Origin of the sequence: Kosakonia oryziphila (assembly GCF_900094795.1) — a bacterium.
Classification (GTDB): Bacteria; Pseudomonadota; Gammaproteobacteria; order Enterobacterales; family Enterobacteriaceae; genus Kosakonia; species Kosakonia oryziphila.
Window position 1 is genome coordinate 42786 of sequence record NZ_FMBC01000007.1, and the last position, 20288, is coordinate 63073.

At 50.9% G+C, this 20288-nt stretch carries 16 protein-coding genes and 2 pseudogenes; 6 read left to right on the forward strand and 12 right to left on the reverse strand.

What is annotated here, in order from left to right; translation table 11 throughout:
• Nucleotides 1-9: 9 nt before the first annotated feature.
• From GA0061070_RS04945 to hglS, 5 genes and pseudogenes are all read right to left on the reverse strand, one after another.
• Complete coding sequence (locus GA0061070_RS04945) at nt 10-1665, reverse strand: glucan biosynthesis protein D (RefSeq protein WP_090134176.1); 1656 nt, start codon at nt 1663-1665, stop codon at nt 10-12.
• A gap of 269 nt (nt 1666-1934) precedes the next feature.
• Nucleotides 1935-2450 (reverse strand): annotated as a pseudogene (locus GA0061070_RS04950) (type 2 periplasmic-binding domain-containing protein); the annotation flags it as partial.
• 651 nt (nt 2451-3101) lie between these two features.
• Nucleotides 3102-3911: a DUF4225 domain-containing protein gene (locus GA0061070_RS04960; RefSeq protein WP_090134180.1), complete on the reverse strand. Its 810-nt coding sequence runs from the start codon at nt 3909-3911 to the stop codon at nt 3102-3104.
• 152 nt (nt 3912-4063) lie between these two features.
• A complete protein-coding gene (locus tag GA0061070_RS04965; protein WP_090134286.1) occupies nt 4064-5572 on the reverse strand; it encodes a carboxylesterase/lipase family protein in 1509 nt (502 codons plus the stop codon).
• Nucleotides 5573-5616: 44 nt separating this feature from the next.
• Nucleotides 5617-6960: a 2-oxoadipate dioxygenase/decarboxylase HglS gene (gene hglS / locus GA0061070_RS04970; protein WP_090134182.1), complete on the reverse strand. Its 1344-nt coding sequence runs from the start codon at nt 6958-6960 to the stop codon at nt 5617-5619.
• 300 nt (nt 6961-7260) lie between these two features.
• On the opposite strand from hglS, the gene GA0061070_RS04975 reads away from it, so the two are divergent.
• From GA0061070_RS04975 to GA0061070_RS04985, 4 genes and pseudogenes are all read left to right on the forward strand, one after another.
• A complete protein-coding gene (locus GA0061070_RS04975; protein ID WP_090134184.1) occupies nt 7261-8184 on the forward strand; it encodes a LysR substrate-binding domain-containing protein in 924 nt (307 codons plus the stop codon).
• 139 nt (nt 8185-8323) lie between these two features.
• Nucleotides 8324-8575 carry a hypothetical protein gene (locus tag GA0061070_RS25925; RefSeq protein WP_425256037.1) on the forward strand — a complete coding sequence of 84 codons (252 nt, stop codon included), beginning with the start codon at nt 8324-8326 and terminating at the stop codon, nt 8573-8575.
• A pseudogene (locus tag GA0061070_RS04980) lies at nt 8506-9787 on the forward strand (molybdopterin dinucleotide binding domain-containing protein); the annotation flags it as partial. The gene GA0061070_RS25925 and the pseudogene GA0061070_RS04980, both read left to right, overlap by 70 nt.
• 162 nt (nt 9788-9949) lie before the next feature.
• Entirely contained in the window at nt 9950-10639 is a 690-nt protein-coding gene (locus GA0061070_RS04985; protein WP_090134186.1) for a DUF2076 domain-containing protein, read from the forward strand.
• Nucleotides 10640-10709: 70 nt separating this feature from the next.
• Here GA0061070_RS04985 and GA0061070_RS04990 read toward each other — a convergent pair whose 3' ends face one another.
• From GA0061070_RS04990 to GA0061070_RS05005, 4 genes are all read right to left on the reverse strand, one after another.
• Nucleotides 10710-12404: a methyl-accepting chemotaxis protein gene (locus tag GA0061070_RS04990; RefSeq protein WP_090134188.1), complete on the reverse strand. Its 1695-nt coding sequence runs from the start codon at nt 12402-12404 to the stop codon at nt 10710-10712.
• Nucleotides 12405-12557: 153 nt separating this feature from the next.
• Nucleotides 12558-13676, reverse strand: a complete 1119-nt coding sequence (locus GA0061070_RS04995; protein WP_090134190.1) for an S-(hydroxymethyl)glutathione dehydrogenase/class III alcohol dehydrogenase — start codon at nt 13674-13676, stop codon at nt 12558-12560.
• A gap of 32 nt (nt 13677-13708) precedes the next feature.
• Nucleotides 13709-13984 (reverse strand): metal/formaldehyde-sensitive transcriptional repressor, encoded by a 276-nt coding sequence (locus tag GA0061070_RS05000; RefSeq protein WP_090120487.1) that lies wholly within the window; start codon nt 13982-13984, stop codon nt 13709-13711.
• Between the two features lie 68 nt (nt 13985-14052).
• Nucleotides 14053-14505, reverse strand: coding sequence for a MarR family winged helix-turn-helix transcriptional regulator (locus tag GA0061070_RS05005; RefSeq protein WP_090134192.1), 453 nt, complete (start codon nt 14503-14505; stop codon nt 14053-14055).
• 68 nt (nt 14506-14573) lie between these two features.
• On the opposite strand from GA0061070_RS05005, the gene GA0061070_RS05010 reads away from it, so the two are divergent.
• The gene (locus GA0061070_RS05010) at nt 14574-14867 is read left to right on the forward strand and encodes a DUF1330 domain-containing protein (protein WP_244153043.1); all 294 of its coding nucleotides are present in this window, start codon (nt 14574-14576) and stop codon (nt 14865-14867) included.
• Between the two features lie 143 nt (nt 14868-15010).
• Here the strand turns inward: GA0061070_RS05010 and GA0061070_RS05015 are convergent, their stop codons facing one another.
• Nucleotides 15011-16105 carry a glycosyltransferase family 9 protein gene (locus GA0061070_RS05015; RefSeq protein ID WP_090134195.1) on the reverse strand — a complete coding sequence of 365 codons (1095 nt, stop codon included), beginning with the start codon at nt 16103-16105 and terminating at the stop codon, nt 15011-15013.
• 509 nt (nt 16106-16614) lie between these two features.
• On the opposite strand from GA0061070_RS05015, the gene GA0061070_RS05020 reads away from it, so the two are divergent.
• Complete coding sequence (locus GA0061070_RS05020; protein WP_090134197.1) at nt 16615-16947, forward strand: hypothetical protein; 333 nt, start codon at nt 16615-16617, stop codon at nt 16945-16947.
• Nucleotides 16948-17083: 136 nt separating this feature from the next.
• Here the strand turns inward: GA0061070_RS05020 and GA0061070_RS05025 are convergent, their stop codons facing one another.
• Complete coding sequence (locus GA0061070_RS05025; RefSeq protein WP_090134199.1) at nt 17084-18409, reverse strand: MFS transporter; 1326 nt, start codon at nt 18407-18409, stop codon at nt 17084-17086.
• Between the two features lie 190 nt (nt 18410-18599).
• On the reverse strand, nt 18600-20090 hold the full coding sequence (locus tag GA0061070_RS05030; RefSeq protein WP_090134200.1) for a PhoPQ-activated protein PqaA family protein: 1491 nt from the start codon (nt 20088-20090) through the stop codon (nt 18600-18602).
• Nucleotides 20091-20288: the final 198 nt, after the last annotated feature.

Sequence of the window (20288 nt, forward strand, 5' to 3'; positions counted from 1 at the left end):
GAAGGACGATTAACGCATCACGCGGTCGTCAACGTAGTTACGCTTGTCCGCCGCGGGCGGGAAATATTGATACAACCAGGTTTCACTGATGGCATCCCCCTGACAGCGCAGGAACATACGCATCTCCACTGCATCGGTGGAATCATTGGTCGGATACCAGTCAAAGAGAATGCGGTAACCGTCGAACGGTTCTACATACAGAATTTCCACCTGTTTCGCTTCGCCGCTGGAGAGCGTGATCACCGGCTCAATGCCTTTCGGCGCGGCAGCTTTCAGATCGCCGCCGACGAAATCGATGGCAAAGCGGCGCGCCCATTTTTCCGGGTAATGCTCGCCCGGCGCCCAGCCTTCAGGGAAGCCACCCATCCCGGTACGGGTGGCGTAGACGCGTGCCAGTGGTGAACGCACCGGCGGCATCGCGCTCCAGTACAGACGATACTGGAAAGCAAACTCGTCGCCCGCTTTCACCGGTTTTTCTGGCTGCCAGAAGCACACAATGTTATCCAGCGTTTCGCCGGTAGTCGGGATCTCCATCAGGCTTACCGCCCCTTTTCCCCAGCGGTTGCGCGGCTCGACCCACAAACCTGGACGTTTGTTATACCAGCCCATCACATCCTGGTAATGGGAGAAATCGCGATCCAGTTGCAACAGGCCAAAGCCTTTTGGGTTTTCATCCTGGAAAGCGTTGAACTGCAATTTCTGCGGGTTATTCAGCGGACGACAGACCCACTCACCGTTGCCACGCCACATAGCCAGACGGTCAGAGTCGTGAATTTGTGGATGAATGGTGTCGCAAACGCGACGTTCATTGTTGCCACAGCTGAACATGCTGGTCATCGGCGCGATGCCGAGTTGTTTGATGTCTTTGCGCGCATACAAGCGGTTATCCACATCCATGATCACCTGGCTCTCTTCACAGTTGATCACGAATTTGTATGCCCCGGTGATGCTCGGGCTGTCAAGCAGCGCATAGACAGTAAAAGAGGTATCAGACGGTTTCGCGGTTTCGAACCAGAAGGCGGTAAAGTCCGGGAACTCTTCCGGCTGATCGGTAAAAGTATCAATGGCCACGCCGCGCGCGGAGAGACCGTACTGGAAGGTGCTGTCCACCGCGCGGAAATAACTTGCGCCGAGGAAAGAGACGATATCGCGGCGCGCCAGTTCCGGCGCTTTAAAGGCACGGAAACCGGCAAAACCGAGGTCGCTCTGGCCTTCCAGTTGTTTGGTATCCACGCCCGCATCGTGATAGTTGAACAGCTCCGGGCGGAAGTGAATCTCACGCGCCTGATGCGTTTCCTGATCCAGCGAGAACATGCGCACGCGGCGGCGGAAACCCATACCGACGTGGAAGAATTGCACATCCAGTTGACGCCCTTTGACGTTATTCCACAGCGAATGCTGAGCATCATACTGGATGCTGTTGTAAGCCTGCGGCGTCAGGTTTGCCAGCGTATTCGGCAAAGCTTTCGGCGCACCTCCCCATGGCTGCTCCGACAGATCGTGTGCCATTGATTGCAGCATAGAGAAGTCAAAACGGCGGCTCTGTCCATCAGCAATATCCGTCTCTGCCGCAAACGCCGCGCGGGAGAAAAGAGATGCAACACCGGTGGTGCCGTAGGTTGCAGCAAGGGCCATGGATGCCTGAATAAATCGTCTGCGGTTCATGCCTGGTAACACGTCCTTCTGGTCGTAGAATGGCATTTCGCAATTGTGCGAAATAGCGACAAAAGCATTTCTTTATTGAACGCACACTCTAGACAAAATTCATTGAGAATCCAATTGTTGGCAGTTGAGAATTTACGCAAATGCGAAAATATTTCCTGTCGATAAGATCAGGCTGAAAATAATATGAAGCGAGGTATAACGCTGGAATCGCGCAGAGAGAAAAAAGCCCCTGCCGGACATCAGACAGCAGGGGCCAGAGCAGTGAATCGTTATTGTGCGCTCACGCTAACATCAATACCGGGGAAGTGCTTTTCCGCCAGGGTTTTGATGGTGCTGTCAGCACGTACTTTATCAATGGCGGCATCAAGCTGTTTTTTCGTCGCATTGTCACCTTTGCGCAGCCCAAAACCGATGCCGCTGCCGAGGATCGTATCGTCAGATACCGGTTTGCCGATAAAGCCAAACCCTTTCCCCTGCGGCTTGTTGAGGAAACCTGTTTGCTCCGCCGCCGACATCACCAGTGAGGCGTCAATACGGCCGTTCAGCAAATCTCCCCACGCCATGTTCTGATCTTTATACGACACCACCATGACACCGTACTTTTCCCGGTGCTCTTTAGCGTAAGTTTCCTGAATCGCCCCCTGCAACACGCCGATGCTTTTCCCTTTCAGCCCTTCCGCAGTGGCTTCCATCCCGTCGCCGCTTTTATCGACCAGTTGCGAAGGAATACCAAACGAGGTTTCTACCCAACTGCACTTCAGTTGTGCGGCTTTGCAGATGATGTTATCGGTAATCAGGCGTTTGACTGTCTCGCTGTCACTCTCATCGCTGAACGAACCGTAATCGGGGGTTGACGGTCAATGGTATAAAAAAACACGATAATAAGTTAATCCATTGATATTGTTGTATAAATTATTTAATTTCCTTTGCTGCTGGTAATAGTCATTTTGTCAGTTTGTTTCGTATATTCGTCATGAGGAATCTATAATTTTATGGATGAAAGGTGGAAACACTGTGAAAATGAGTGAATCTACGCTATTGAAGTCAGGATTAAACTATGCAGACCTACAAAAACCGAAGAACAAGTGTCGGATTGATTAGGATAAGGAATTTGATGAAATGACAACGGACTTCAGTAAAGAGCGTCTTCTGGCATCAGGTTTTACGGCGAAGGAATTACAGAAACTTCAGCATAATATCGATAACTTTGGCGGTACGTTCGAAGAAGTTGTCAGAGATTTGGCTAAGAGGTTTAAAAGGACTTTTTTCACAGTCGTTATTATGTTTTTATTATTTATTTATGCTGTTTTTTTCTCATCGTCGGATGAAACTATACCTCTTGGAATATCAACCCTTGTTGTATCTACATTAGTTACATTTCTTCAGCCGCCAGTAATTTCATTTAAATGCTGGCGGTTCTGTAGGGTAAATAAGGCTTAGTTACTATCTGTACTTATAAGGTCAAATATCACTTTGGCCTTAACGCCATATCCGGCTATTTTCATGGTTAGCCTTGGTTTGCTCATGGTGTTTACTTTCCTGTAAAAGTCGCCTGCCAGGTAACGGAAAAGTCGCCATGCCTCCGGTCTTCTGGACAACCCAACTATACTGTAAACACTGGCCGCCAGTGATATAGAGTTGTAGACCGCTAGTCCGGACTCAGGCTTGAAACCCATAAATTGTGCAGCATCCATACACTTATTAGCTAAATATCCTTCATATCCTGGTTTCCCACCATTTAAATGGTTCACTTCTTTTGATATTCCATTCAATCCATCGGCAACAAGTATAGCACCCGCTAGCATACCGACGGCTGGCATCGTTGCGATCATTATTCCGCCAGTGATGGTGGTTAGTCCGTAAACAATAATTTTAACAGCACTGATTACATACCCGACAATTTTGTTATTTTCCCGGACGAACTCCACTTTAGCGTACAATTTGGCCATCTTCATGCGCAGCATCCGGGCCTGCTCATCAAGGTTTTCTTTTTCTGCCCTGAGTTTTTTTATGCAGGCCATGCACTCTTCATCAGATTTTGCACGCCGGGCCGCGACGAACTGCTGCTCAACAACCTCTTTTATCTCCTGGACAAATTTCATTCGAGTCTGACCATCATTGAGGTGGAAAGCAGACAGCGTATTAGCTGTATTAATCAGCTTACGGGCTTCCAGATTAACCATTGTCTCCGCCCAGTTTTTATTTCTTCCACCTGAGCGCATCATATCAAGCAATGCAGCGTCCATTTTTTGTTCTCCCTGTACATTACGTCGCCAATGATACCTCTATTTTCAGCTGTAAACTGTCTCAGCCGGAAATATGTCGGTCTCGATATCCCTGTTTTCTCCGATACGACCTTAAATGAAACACCCTGCCTAATCAGCGCAAGAGCCGACAGCTAATCCAGCTTAACGTGATGGTGCATCACCCGGCGAAAAAAGCTCAGACGCGTACGCATAAAGCGATTAACCATGCGAAATCCTGCATGTTTATTCAGTCCGATACGCAGGAGTCTGTCGCGCCCGCGCGCGCAGGCCAGCCAGTTCACCGGACCAGCAAGCGATTCACAATGGCGGTTGGCATGGTGGGCAAACTGCACCCAGTAATCGGCAAGATGCGCGGCAAACGCCAGATCGCGCGGGTTTACGTAGCTGCACGCCGGTTCTGCAAGCATAAGGTTGTCGAATACGTACGGTACTTCGTTACCGTGCCACGCGCCGTTGATATAAGTGTCATGTGCCGCTTCCGCGACGTAATCAAACCAGTAGCGCCAGCAGGGTCGTCGCACCCGCTGTTGTGCCTGCATCACCACCAGCCCGAGCGTGGTAAATGCCATATCGCGACACACCTGGCGACCCAGCTCGGCATCGCCCTTCACACCCGGATAAAGCAATTTAATCAGCCCTAACCCAAGACGCTGTTCGCGGCGCATTTTCTCAATTTGTCCGGCAAGATCGACGCCAAACTCCGCCATTATGCTGGCTTCATCGCTGTTCGAGCCAATAATCACCGGCATCGGGTGCTGCTTTGCGGCAAAAAACACATCCAGTGTCGATTCCGGTAGTACCTTGTCGCCGACAATCGGCGCGGGAGCAATTTTCAGCGGCGCAACCAGCGGCCAGAACGCATCGGCCGGGATCGCCCGCAACTGCTCTGCACTGGCGTTTGTCAGGCCAAAATGCGCAGCAATCGCTTCGCCTTTTACCAGTGCGGCTTCCCGCGGCGTATCCGGCAAGGTATAGCTGCTCTGAATAATGCTCTTATGAAACAGCCCTTTTGCCAGTGGAGAAGCCATCAGCGCCATCACGCTACGCGCCCCGGCAGATTCGCCAAACAGCGTAACGTTTTTCGCATCGCCGCCAAACGCGGCAATATTCTCTTGCACCCAGCGCAAGGCGGCGATTTGATCGAGCAGGCCGAAGTTATATACGCGTTCGCCCTCTTCGGCTTCCAGCGACGGATGAGCGAAAAAGCCGAGATGGCCGAGCCGATAATTGAGCGTCACCAGCACCACGCCGCGATCGGCCAGCGCTTTGCCGTCGTACGGCGGCAGCCCGCCGGACCCCATGATAAACCCGCCACCGTGCAACCAGACCATTACCGGCAGCGGTTTTTCGCGTTTGGCGGGCGACCAGACATTAAGGTAGAGGCAATCTTCAGAGAATTGCCCCGGATCGCCACCGCCAATCTGCTGACAAGACTCGCCGTCTTGCCAACTGGCGGCAGAAAAACAGTCGGCGATGCGAACCCCTTGCCTGGGTTCCACCGGCTGCGGCGCACGCCAGCGCAGCGGGCCAACGGGAGGCGCGGCAAACGGAATACCACGCCAGATATCAAATGCCGCTTCGCGACAACCCAGAACACTGCCGTGGCAGGTGTGCGCCAGCGGCGCAGAAGGTTTCTCCATAACAATATTATCCAGAAATAACTGATTTCTGGAGATTACCTGTTTTACAGCAGACCGCAACGTCGTTTGCTACGCTCAGATGCCTCCTGATAAAGGGTAAACTCGTCGAATACCGGGCAACCGAGTGCCATTTCAAACTGCGCTTTGCTGGCATTGCCGTGGCTGCGCGCCTGGGTTTCATTGCCGAGGTTGGACTGGAAGATCCCCGCCGCGCTGACCGGCAGAAAATCTTCATAGATGATGGGCTGCGCCACTACCCAGCCGCGTTCGATCAGCGGTTGCGGATCCTCGCCGGGGCGGATCGCCTGGCGATGCGCTTCGCCGGTCGGCGTCAGCCGGTAGCGGAACCACGCCAGACCCTGCTTGCGCAACAGCATTTCGCTGTCCGGGAAGGCTTTGAACACGTCCTGTAAATGTAACTGGTGCGTGAGATTGTCTTTGCCTGTGCCCGCCTCTGCCAATAACTGATCGTACAACGCACGCCCTTTTGGCGTCAGCGCCACGCCACGCTGCTCAATTTCACCGAAGCGTGCGGTATGCGTTCCCTGGTGTTCACCGTTGAACAGCACCGGTTCATCCAGCGCTTTGAAGCTAGTCTGACGCAGTAAAATCGGCACATCACGGCGCGGCGGCCCTTCGATAAGAACCTTCGGCTCGATACCGTATTTCGGCATCAGCGCCTGCACACGATCGATATCCAGCGTGCGCGGCGTTAAGTGATTGATATGGCAGCCAGGGAAGCAGACCACATCGGCAATCAGTCGGTGCTCGTTGTGCAACGCCCGGTAGGTTTGCTCATCGACCGTAGCATGACGATGCCAGCGGAAGGTCTCCAGTGCCTCCTGCACAAAAGCCTCGGCCTGCGGCGCGGTAAAACTGCCATTCAGTTCATGCAGTTCAATCAACTGGCGGCAAGCCGGCGTAAAGATATCGCGCTTCGCCAGAATCGCTGCCGCTTTGTTGCGCAACGACTCGTTCTCTATCAACTCCAGCCGCAGCAGCGAGGTAAAAATGCGAAACGGATTGCGCGCCAGCGCGGCATCATCCACCGGACGAAACGCGGTAGAGTGTACCGGTACGCCCGCCTGTGACAGATCGTAATAGCTCACCGGGTACATCCCCATAACGGCAAACATCCGCCGCAGCCAGGATAACTCTTCCGCAGTACCCACACGGATCGCGCCGTGGCGCTCAACATTAAGCCGCGTCAGTTCATCCGCATTGACCAGTTGTTCGTGCAACCGGGGATTGTGTTCCAGAACGGCAAGGTTCACATCAGCTACCAGTTCCAGCAGTGTGCCGTATTGCGGAACTTCCTGCTGGTACATTGCCGACATGGCCTGTGAAAATTGTTCGCGAATCTCATCGGCCGTGATGTCGTAACCCATTTCATTTTCCTTCCTGTGTGCTCTTCTTCTGGAGTGTAGGAAGCACATCCATCCGCGTGATGGGAAATTTACAAAATGTGATCGTGGCAGACAACGGATGCCGCTGAAACGCAAAAAAACATAACGAAAGATTATGGAAATCGCCGGAAAAACTCATACAAAGTTGTAAGTTTCGTCACACAGCGCGGAAAATCCATTTGTAACTCAAATGAATTAAATGTTAAGAGTATTTTGCAATCAAGTTATCAAAATAAATAACATTACCTGTCATCGAATTCGCTAAGTTTTTAACATTATCCTATGGAAAAAAATGGTCTCTTTTCACAGCGCATTCGCCTGCGCCATTTACATACTTTCGTGGCTGTTGCTCAGCAAGGAACGCTGGGGCGCGCGGCTGAAACCCTTAATTTAAGTCAACCTGCGCTGTCGAAGACCCTGAATGAACTGGAACAACTGACCGGCAAGCGCCTGTTCGAGCGCGGCCGTCTCGGCGCACAGTTGACGCATGTGGGCGAGCAGTTTCTGACGCACGCGGTACGTGTGCTGGATGCTATCAATATTGCCGGGCAATCGCTGGATCATAAAACGGAACAGAAAAGCGATCTGATCCGTATCGGTGCCCTGCCGACCGCCGCGCTGGGTATTTTGCCGGCGGTGATTGGTCAGCTCCATAAACAACAGCCGGACCTTAAAATTCAGGTCGCTACCGCCACTAATCCAATGCTGCTGGCCGGGCTGAAATCCGGCAAGCTCGATCTGGGCATTGGCCGGATGTCAGATCCAGATCTAATGAGCGGCCTTAATTATGAGCTGCTGTTTCTGGAATCACTGAAACTGGTGGTGCGCCCGAATCATCCCCTGCTGCAAAGTACTATCACATTAAGCCGGGTACTGGAGTGGCCAGTGGTGGTATTGCCGGAAGGTACTCCCCCGCGTGATAACGCTGAACAACTGCTGGCCAGCCAGAATTGCAAACTGCCCGCTGGTTGTATCGAGACGCTCTCCGCCTCGCTGTCGCGCCAGTTAACCGTTGGTTTTGACTATGTCTGGTTTGTGCCGTCTGGCGCGGTAAAAGACGATTTGCGTCTCGGCTCGCTGGTTGCCCTGCCGATCCCGCCACTGGGAATCGGCGATCCGGTCGGGATTATCACTCGTGTCGATACACCGCTGCCACCTGCTGCGCATACGCTTATCAGCGCGATCCGTAAAATCATGCCGGGGTAACCCCGGTTTTTAGCCGGTTCTTCTTGTTGCGCAAATGGTAAACATCTCGTTAATTGTGTGATAAAAAGTGGTTGTTGATTAAGGGTTGTTGTTACGCAAAATAGACTTGCGCTGTAATACCCCGCATCCGGAAGAACCAATGAAATTTAAAACAGCGATTAAACCCTACCACGCCGCTGCCGGTGGTCTGGGCTCTCTGGAAGCCACTACTCGCTTCGTCATTGACAGCAAAAATGTCCTCAAAAATATGCGCAATCTGTTGCGCATGAACAAAGCACGGGGTTTCGACTGCCCCGGTTGCACCTGGGGTGATGATAATAGCAGCAGTCCGGCCTCAGCCAGCAGCAGTTGCGTAATGCGGCTGCGGTCTGGCAGACGGCAGAGCGGGTGATCTGCTCCTGGGCGATGGGCATTACCCAGCACAAACACTCACTGGATACGGTGCGGGAAATTACCAACCTGCAACTGCTCGGCGGCCATCTGGGTAAACCGGGCGCCGGGGCTGTGCCCAGTGCGCGGCCACAGCAATGTGCAGGGCAACCGCACGATGGGGATCGATGAAAAACCGCCGGTGACATTACTCGACAACCTTGCCCGCCACTTTCATTTCGAACCGCCGCGCGAGCACGGTCACCATACGGTTGAAGCTATTCAGACGATGCTGCGCGATGAAGTGAAAGTGTTGCTGGCGCTGGGCGGTAACCTTGCTGCCGCCGCACCGGACACGCCGCTGACCTGCAAAGCGCTACGCCGTTGCGGGCTAACGGTCTATATCAGCACCAAACTCAACCGTAGCCATTTAATGCCGGGTAAACAGTCGCTTATTCTGCCGACGCTGGGCCGCACTGAAGAGGATGTACAAGCCTCGGGCCGCCAGTTTATCACCGTCGAAGACTCCTTCAGCATGGTGCATGCATCCGAAGGGATCGGCAAACCGCTGGCAGCAACACAGCGCTCAGAAACAGCGATTGTCGCCGGGATTGCCCATGCGACGTTAGGAACAGCGCAACTCGACTGGCTGGCTCTGGCCGCAGATTACAACCTGATTCGCGATCATATCGCTGCCACTATTCCCGGTTTTCAAAACTTCAATTCCCGTTGCGATGAACCCGGCGGCTTCTGGCTGGGCAATGCTGCGGCAGAGCTGCGTTTCAATACGCCGTCCGGTAAAGCGGAATTCAGTGCCGCAACACTGCCTGACGCGGTCTGCCCGGAAATTGTCGCACCGTTTGTGTTGCAGACGTTACGCTCACACGATCAGTACAACACTACGATTTATGGTCTCGACGATCGCTACCGTGGGGTTTATGGTCAGCGCGATGTGCTGTTTATGCATCCGGCCGATATTGCTGCGCTTGGCCTGAGCGATGGCGATCGCGTGGATATTGAAACCCTGGCTACTGACGGCGTGATTCGTCGCGTGGCGGATTTTCGCCTCGTCGCCTACGATATTCCGCGCGGCAACCTCGCGGCTTACTACCCGGAGACGAACCCACTTGTTCCTTTGACCCGTTTTGGCGACGGTACCGGTACGCCCACCTCAAAATCAATCCCCGTTAGCGTCACTCCGGCGCAAACACGCGCAACCCGGCGTATTGCCTGACCTTCCCGCCTGCATTCGGGCCTTTTTCTCCTAAGGCCCAAATGCAGAGCGGATTTCAGCCAACCTGCAACCAATCTTAAACAAACATTTCACTCGCCAGACACAGGTTGTCGCCGCTGATAAACTACATGGTATCCACCCTGGAGAGCGAAGGTTATTGTCATGCAATATGAAGAACAGCAGCTTATCAACGGCCTTTTCGAACGTCTGAAACAGACCGGACAGCAAAACAGCCAACGAGATGCAGATGCAGAGCGTCAGATCGCGGAATTCGTACGACAGCAGCCTGCAGCCCCTTACTATATGGCGCAATCGATTTTGATTCAGGAAGCGGCGCTGAAACGCATGCAAGCCCGTGTTCAGGCGCTTGAAAGCGAATTAGCCGCGCAAAAAAGCAAGCCCTCGACGGGAGGCAGTTTCCTCGGCGGCCTGTTTGGTGGTGGGAAAAGCGCCCCTCAGCCGGACAACGGCTGGAATGCTCAGGCGCAACAACAACCACCAGTCCAGGATTATTCACGGGCGGCAGCGCCAGCCGCTGCTCCCCGTAGCGGCGGTTTTATGGCAGGCGCGCTACAAACTGCCGCCGGCGTGGCCGGTGGCGTTGTGCTGGCCGAAATGCTGACCAGTATGTTCCATCAGTCGCGGCCAGAAGAGATCGTGAATATTATCGAAGAACCGGCAACTCCCGCAGGTGGTGAGCCGTTTGTCGGCAATCAATACGGCGACGTTAATAACGTCTCTGACACCCGCTTTCTCAACCAGGATGATCAGTTCGGAAATAACAACGACGCCTGGCAGAACGACGATTTTGATGACAACGACTACAGCAATGATGACGACAGCTTTATTTAACGCGGTAAGCGTTGGATAGAAGTTGGATAGAAGAGAGGCCTCGCGGCCTCTCTTCTTTGTTTGCGGATTATCAGAAGGTTTCCCAGTTATCGCCATCTGCCAACGCAGTACGCTGTGGTTTAAACGGTTTTGCTGTTGGCGAAGACGCGCTGTTCTGGCGCTGCGGCGCGGCACCGGTCAGTCGGAAAGCGCCTACCGCTTCGGTCAGACGCGCAGCCTGCTCTTCCAGCGAGGCGGCTGCGGCGGACGCTTCTTCTACCAGTGAGGCGTTTTGTTGCGTTACGTTGTCCATTTCCGTAATCGCCTGGCTCACCTGGGTGATACCTTTGCTCTGCTCATCGGATGCCGCCGCAATTTCCAGCATGATATCGGTTACACGTTTCACTGCCGTCACAATCTCATCCATCGTTTCGCCAGCAGAAACCACTTCACCGGAACCTTGCTCAATCAGGCTGACGGATTCGCTGATCAGCGCTTCGATCTCTTTTGCCGCCTGCGCACTGCGGCTCGCCAGCGTACGCACTTCGCTAGCCACCACGGCAAAACCGCGGCCCTGCTCACCGGCACGCGCCGCTTCTACTGCGGCGTTGAGCGCGAGGATGTTGGTCTGGAAGGCAATGCTGTTGATTACTGCGGTAATTTCAGAGATTTTATGTGAGCTAGTGGTGATGTTGCCCATCGTCTGCACCACGCCAGAGACAATCTGTCCGCCTTTGGTCGCTTTGCCGGACGCGTCGCGTGCCAGACCGCTAGCATGGTGTGCGTTATCGGCGTTCTGTTTCACCGTCGCGGTCAGTTGTTCCATGCTGGCGGCCGTTTCTTCAATTGCCGCCGCCTGCTGCTCGGTGCGCGAAGAGAGATCGGTGTTACCGGCGGAGATTTCGCTGGTACCACGATAGATCTCTTCCGCCCCCTGGCGAACTGTAGCTACGGTTGTGACCAGCGAGTGCTGCATCGCCTGCAAATCATTGCTCAGACGGCCAATCTCGCTGCGGCCAGTTGGTTCATCCGCAACGGTCAAATCACCGGAGGCAATGCGCTCAATACGTTGCGCTGCACGCTTCAGCGGATTGATCACCACGCGGCGTAGCACGGTGAAAGTGATGACCGTTAGCACCAACGCAAACGCGAAAGCGGCGGCCATAAAAATAAGCCCTAACTGCGTACGGTTATGTGCCAACTCGGTCAGATGTTCTGCGCGGTCGGTACGGATCTTAATCGCCTTCAGCAGCACGGTGTTATACCCGGCATCAAGCTGGCGTGCCTGCTCGCTTTCATGGTTGATGATGGCTTCAAACATGCCGTTTTTCGCGTATTTCAACATCGGCTGCATGCCTGCGATATAGGCGTTAAACAGGCGAGTCAGATCGTCATCCAGCGCAACGTCCTCTGGCGTTTTAACTTCGCGCGCCATATAGACCTTGAAACCATCCTGCGATTGTTGAATACGTTTATCCGCTTCCGTGATGTTATTTTTCATGTCTTCCATTTCGGCAATACGGCTTGCCGCGCCGGCATGGATAAGATTAAGACGAGCTGTACGTAAGTTGTTAGAACTGTTAGATAATCCCATGCGAACCTGGATTTCCTGCGTCACATCACGCTGATCGCGATCCGCTTGCATCAGAAAATATCCCGCCAGGCCGGAGCTGAGCGCAAACAGCACCAGAATACCGCTGAGAATGGAGGAAAACAGGGGAACCAATCGAATATTGTGCATAAAACCAATGCGTTGCGGTCTTTGCATTGCTGCTTTTTTATCCATGGCTATCGACTCTCATATTTGTCTAATGCATTCATCACGATGATATATATGCATCGGCAATAATTGGATTTTTCTTATGGAGAAAATCGTAACAGCGATCACAGATTTGGATATTGATAGCGCCAGCGGTTACACCGCTGGCTTGAGGCAGGATTAGTTATCGCCGAAATGGATAACGGTGCGGATAGATTTACCTTCGTGCATCAGTTCAAACGCGTCATTGATCTGCTCCAGCGGCATACGATGAGTAATGAACGGATCAAGGCGAATTTTACCCGCCATCGCATCTTCCACCATGCCCGGTAACTGGCTGCGGCCTTTCACACCGCCAAAAGCGGAACCGCGCCATACGCGACCAGTCACCAGTTGGAATGGACGAGTGCTAATCTCCTGGCCCGCGGCCGCAACGCCGATAATCACGCTTTCGCCCCAGCCTTTATGGCAGCACTCAAGCGCAGAACGCATGACGTTAACGTTACCAATACATTCAAAACTGAAATCAACACCGCCGTCGGTCATCTCAACAATCACATCCTGAATGGGACGCTCATGATCTTTCGGGTTGATAAAGTCAGTTGCCCCCATCTCTTTCGCCAGCGCGAATTTATCCGGATTGGTATCGATAGCCAGAATCCGACCGGCTTTTGCCTGAACCGCGCCCTGAATCGCCGCCAGACCGATACCGCCAAGACCGAAGATCGCAACGGTGTCGCCCTCTTTCACTTTCGCCGTGTTATGCACCGCGCCAATACCGGTAGTGACCCCGCAACCGAGCAGACAGACTTTATCCAGTGGTGCCTGTTCGTTCACTTTTGCCAGCGATATTTCCGCGCACACGGTGTATTCGCTGAAGGTACTGGTACCCATATAGTGGAAAATCGGCTCGCCGTTGTAAGAAAAACGGGTGGTACCGTCCGGCATCAGACCCTTACCCTGCGTGGCGCGTACGGCCTGGCAGAGGTTCGTTTTTCCGGATTTACAGAACTTACATTCGCCACACTCTGCGGTGTACAGCGGAATTACATGGTCGCCCGGTTTCAGGCTGGTAACGCCCTCTCCGACTTCAACAACAATCCCGCCACCTTCATGGCCGAGTACCGCCGGGAATACACCTTCCGGATCGTCACCCGAGAGCGTAAACGCGTCGGTATGGCAAACCCCGGTATGGGTGATGCGTACCAGCACTTCGCCTTTTTTCGGCGGCGCAACGTCGATTTCGACAATTTTAAGCGGTTGACCCGGCCCGAAGGCAACGGCTGCACGTGATTTCATAAGTCTCTTCCTTTTTGTGAATACCCTGGTGCTTATTTTAGATAAGAGCGCAAAAGATGACCGACTTCTGCCATACGAACCGCGCGCTGGTCCGCAGTGGTGTCGCCATTGACCAGCTCATCTTTAAGGTGAATTTCAACCATTTCGCCCATCAGGCCGTTGGCAGCGCCGCGCACGGCGGCGATTTGCTGCAAAATGGCGATGCAGGGCTCACCGCTTTCCAGCGCACGTTCAAGCGCATCGACCTGACCACGGATACGGCGCACCCGTGTCAAAACGCGTTTCTTGTCTTCTGGTGAATGGGGCATACAACCTCCTTAATACTATAGAGGAGTATACTAAGCAAAAATATCATATCCTGGCAACGCTGGCAGGATCACAAAGAAGTGCTGATTTTAGCGAGATGCCTCATCTTCTGCGTTGTTAAGCTAAGTGATTCACTTCCCATCTGATGGGTCAATTCAGCCATTGCAGACTGCCAGACAGGGATAAGTGTTGTCAGAAGTGTCCAGCCCTCCTCCGTCAGGTTCAGCCTCTTTCCGGCGCGCCCACGCCCTCCAACTGACGCAATGACACCACGGGATTCTAAACTGCGGATATTTCTGCTCAGTGTGGTTGAATCAATCCCGGCTCTTGCTGCAAGTTCAGTGACCGTTTCATTAGGTGCACTACCGATGCCAACCAACAGGCTGAACTGCTCCGAAGTTAGCCCATAAGGTTTAAAGCAGGAATTGTAATAGCGAGTGATTGCCCGAGCCGTAGCACGCGCCTGAAAACCCGGACATGTTTCTGGAATGTTTTTCAGTAGTACCAAATCAACGTTATTCATAATTTGCCCTCGACAGAAGAAGCAAGATAAAATAGTGTATATACACTATTAATTATTTCAGAGGAATAATGATGACCGCATATGTCCACATCAATCTTCGTGTTATTGACCCGGTAATACAAGCCAACCTCGCACCGCGTTTCAAGGTGGCCCTGGAAGAGGCTGGAGGGAAGATACTGCATTTTGGTCCTGTAGCAGAAGTGCTTGAAGGAGATGACAAGCCTTTACCCTTTGCCGGGGTATTTGAGTTCCCTACTCTGACCCAGGCCCTGGAATTCTATAATTCAGAGAAATATGCACCGATTAAGGCTGAACGTCGGCAGGCACAGCAGGCAAAAATGTTTATTGTCACAACAGACTGATCAAGGCGGGTATCAAGCAGATCAATTTGAAACCGGCCAAATGTGAACTGCACCCCAAAAGTTGGACATCCAACTGAGTAAGGTGCATTTTTTATTACTTCATGCATGTAAAAATAATAAGTGCTGCGTATATGCCCACAAAGTCACCACTCGTCAATGACTTCGCTGATTGCTGTCATTACATCCTCAGCACCGATTATGCTCATAGGCTGCGCAGAGGTCATAAGGTCATCATTATGATTACCAATATGTATAACCTTGTGCAAATGAGGATCTTGCAGAGGGCCTGTATGTGCAGGATTCGCGGTCACAAACAAACTTACCGTTTTTATTTGCAATGCAACAGCAAGGTGCAATGGTCCTGTATCCCCAGTGACCAGTAAGTCAAAACCAGAGATAGTCCTTACAAGTTCAGTCAATGAAACCTTTCCGACACAATCTGTAATAGACTCACTTTCAACTTCCGTCATACCCTCCATAAATTTTTTTGAGAGTTCAACTTCATTGGGCGAGCCAATCAACACGATTTCAATATTGCGTCCAGAATGGATTAATAGTTTGGCAAGTTCCTGGAATCTTAATATTGGCCACTGTCTTTGGATTCTGGATGCTCCGAGCTGAAATCCAATCACAATGGTATTCTCTTTTTTCGTTTTTGCTTCAAATGAAAATGGAATTTTCATTTCAATTCTCTTTGTATCGCACCCAATAGATTGAATTAAAGACATTTTCCTTTCGATAATATGTCCATCAAATTTGATGTCAGACAATGAAGTAACAAACCGCCTCATTGCAAGGTCGCTTTCATTATAAGCATCCTTTAATATATATTTTGAGCCTAAAAGGGTTGAAATAACCACATCATATGGACTCTTTGAATGAAGCATAACAGAAATATCAGGCGCATCTTTTTTTAAAAGAGACACGGTTTTTAATATGGTATTAACTTTTTGGTCCCAAAAAATCACACGATCAAACCAAGGAGATCCCTCAACAAGATTTTTATTTTTATTACTTGAAACCAATGTTAGTCGTGCATTTGGAAACCGTGATTTGATTGACAAAATAGCTGGCGTGTTGAACATAAAATCACCAAGGGCTGTTGTAGAAAATATTACTATACTTTCTACTTTTTCACTGGGTTCAAATTTATCGACAGATAAGGTATTTCCCTTAATCAATCGGTATGCTGACAAGAAAAATGAAACTAATGCAACCCTTGCTTTCTTTGAGGACATGTTCTAACCCACCCTATGCTTTTCATAGGGCCGATTATAACATACTGAATCGTATCCTATCCATTGGCTTCATGGTGCCTGAAGCCTCGTTATCCTACCCGTGTAAAGTAGACGCGGCCCTGAGCGAGGTTTTCGTTTTCAAATTGGTACAAATCTGATCCTGATGGAAGCAACAGGAAATATTGAATCAGGTTCAACCCGTGGGATCACCTTGCGGCTATACTATATAAAGAAAAATATTGTTCGTTATATGTTGTGTTTTCGTGAATTTTAATTAGCCATGCTAACAATATTAGAATGCAATTAATTTCCACCATTTAAATAAACCGCAACATAACAGTCAACAAATTTCAAGTTTATTTTGCATCAGGATTTTTTTGCAAGGCTTATTAAATATACTCCGACTCCGCTTGTTTAAATTAAATATATTAATAAGGAATAGGTTCTTTCTTCTTTATTTGTTAAACTTTTTCTTACTCAGGAGATAAAATTAGCCGCAAGGAGCAAGTATGCGCTGGAATATTACAGAAATGCTGGTATCACCGACAACCAAAACCGCCTTTGCGCTGGCCCGCAACACGCCAGAGTTGGCGGTAATTGTCTGGTATAAGGGTAGTTATTTTTTACGCCCTGATAACATATTACATACGTACCAGGAACACTTCACCGTTGATGGAAAAAAATGTGATTTTAACATTATTCATACCCTACCCTTTTTCCCTTCCATCTGGCACACACTACGAAAAGGCTGTCGCTGTCCTGGCAATGAGGATATTTCTCTAAGAACGTGTGAGCATCAAAAAAGTTGCGAATTCGATATTTGTCCTTATGGTATAAAATGACCAGGTGATTATTATTAATTTAATTATTCACTCTGCGATAAAATAATCTTTATGGGTGTGCACTGTTATGCTTACCCTATTCAACTCCTGATATTTATGCATAAAAACCCGGTGGATGGTCTCACCGGGACGATATTCAACGTTTCAGCGGTAACCCAGCTGTTTCCCGGGCGCGTAGCACGGTAAGGAATGTAATCAGCGCGGCGGCCATCACGTAAAAGGCTGGTGAGAATTTATCTCCGGTGCTGGTAATCAACCACGCAGAAAACCAGGGAGTGATCCCACCGAAAAATGCGACTGCAAAGTTATAAGCAATGGACAAGCCGCCGTAGCGCACGCTGGTCGGGAACAGTTCCGCCATCGCCGCCGTACAGGCACCGTCGAAGGCGGCAATAAATGCGCCGAGCATCACCATCGCCAGTATCGCCGAAAGCATATCGCCGTTCGCCATCACCATCATTGCCGGATAAGTGAGTAAGATAAACCCGGCACAACCCGTCAGCATCAACGGCTTACGGCCATATTTATCCGACAAATAGCCCATAAAAGGCACCAGCACCGCGACGGAAAAGAGACCGACAGTAGTGATAGCATAGGCATTGAGTTTGGAAAAATGCAGCTCGGTCGCCAGATAACCCGGCATGAACGTTTGCAGCGTCCAGTGTCCGACAGCTTTGATCACCACAAAACCAACGCAGAACAGCAACGCCCCCCAGGCGGTGGTCACTGCTTTGCGCAGCGGCGCGCTGGATGTATTACCGCTCTTCATGGCGGCAATAAATTCTGGTGAATCTTCCAGATGTTTTCGCAGATATAACCCCACCCAGCCCAGCGGCCCGGCAATCAGGAACGGAATACGCCAGCCCCAGTCGTTCATCGTGCTTTCGCCAAGTGTTGCAGTGAGCAAAAAAACCAGCCCGGAACCGACCACAAACGCCATAAAGCCAAAGTTATCGATCCAGCAGGTAAAGTAGCCGCGGCGTTCTGTCGATGCGTATTCTGCAAGGTACGTTGTGGCCCCGGAACTTTCACCCCCGGCAGCAAAACCCTGCATCAGGCGCGTAATTACCAGTAGCACGGTGGCAGTGATCCCCACCTGATGGTAAGTGGGTAACAATCCCATCACGAATGTCGCCCCGGAGGTCAGAAGGATCACGGTCGCCAGTACTTTCTGTCGCCCTTTGCGATCGCCCAGCGAACCGAAGAATAATCCGCCCAGCGGGCGCATAATAAAGCCCGCGCCAAATACCGCGAATGATGAGAGCAACGCAACGCTCGGAGTGCCGGACTGGAAAAATTGCAGGCCGATAATCGCTGCCAACGTGCCGTACAAACCGAAATCAAACCATTCAACAAAATGGCCGATCCCGGTGGCGAATAGTACTTTGCGTAATTTGCGCGATCCGGCCACCTGCTCCTGTTCGGCTACCCTATCGAAAGCATCCTGTACAGGCTGTGTCATATCCCCTCCACTCATCAAACTGTTTCTATAATAGATATACTATCTACACAGCTTGTACGAATTCAGCACAGCACAGATGGCGTAAAATGTGATTTCCGCCCTGCTTTGCTACAAAATACGGCATTTACAGGAAGAGGTTACCCGGCAACTATTGCCACCGGGTTTAAACACATGGATTGTGGTTGCGACATTACTGCTTAACAGGTGAAGGGTTCAATCCCCGCCCCGGAAGAGTCTGGCAGGCTGCCCCAGCAGACGGAGGGGCTGTTTCCGGATATTTCTCGTCAGGCGTAATATACACCTGTGTTGTGGCCACATACCCGTCACTGAAGGTGGCTTCAATGTAAGTGGCCTGCCATCCGCTGTTGGGGGTTATCAGCGGAACGTTGAGTTTATCTCCACCGTCCGTCGGACTGACGGGGGCTGAACTGTATTTAACATTACAGGCATAACGAAAATCCCTTGCTACCGGGTTCCTGGCTGTCCACTGTAAAACTGATGTCGGCTTCTCTGAGAAACTGACAGCCAGCTCTTTTCTTCCGTCCCCGCTGTTCTGTACTTTTTCTGTAATCTCAGGGAGCTTTTTCTTCTCCTGAAAACGGTTAACAAAGGTGATCAGCGACGGCTCCGCAACGGACAGAATTCCGTTATGTGAGGAGTTAGGTACAACCCGCAGGGATTTTGATCCGGGTAACCGGCCATAATAAAAATGACTGTTGTCAGGCACATAGAAATCATCACCGCTGGCATTAATAATATATTTATCAATTTTCAGGCGGTTCCCCATATCGGTATTCAGATAAGCCAGAGGGTCTTCAAGCGTCATCAGGCTTGCAAATTCATCCGTACCAATCTGCTGGTCAACGCCCTGTTTATAATAGGGATAAAAGGCTACTGGCCAGTTTTTTCCATACGACCGATACATGTGTTCAAGAGACTTTTTAGTATCCAGCAGATCCATAACGAAAGGAACAACGGCATCGACATCCGGGTCCGACAGCGCTGTCAGCCACGCGGCCCAGCCACGTTTGGAGGCTCCGGCGATAATAAATTTAGTTATATTCTGTTGTGTCAGTTCTTTCTTCGCCAGCCTGAACGCCTGCGATACCGACGCTGCCATAGGGATATGAAGGGACGCGTTCTGGTATTTCTCAGTATCATCAATAAAAAGTTTCCAGGAATATGCCACACTGTCATCTTCAGCCAGAGGTGTTGTAACCCCCTGATAAATAAGCACCTGATTAGGAACATTACTGACTGATATCACCACAGTTCGTGTGGCCACCGCAATGCGTGTAAGTTCTTCCTCACTGAAGTTTGTGGGCGCTACGGGACTGCCTGAGCCATTATTGTTGCTGCCGTTGTTGATAACAACAAGTGCATTATTTTCTCTGGCGGAATCAGGAATATAGATATCCACCCCGTTCTGCCAGCGTTCCGGAGATACGACGCCTTGCGGGGACCACTCCTGTGAATTCAGGTTATATCTTTGCAGCATAACCCCGGGGAGTTGCTTTTTTTCCAGAAGAGAATAATCGAGAGGAAGTGCCGCAAGTGATATCCGGTAATCAGAAATAACATGCGTCAGATCTGTGGTTTTATACTTTTCTCCAGGGGAAGACAACGCCAGACAGGTAGGAGAGATAAACAACATCGCCATGTATAATGCTCTGATTTTCATCAGGAAACTCCTTTTATCAAGTAAAAATTTGTTTATCACAGACTACTAACTTTGATGCTCATCAGCCTTATTGCTGCATGTTCACCTCCGGCCTTATCCCGCAAACGAATAACAGTCTGCGCGAGGTGCCGAATTCTCTGGTAATAGCACTAATGCTTGCTCCAGTGTTAAGACATTCCAGCACCACCTGTTGCTGTT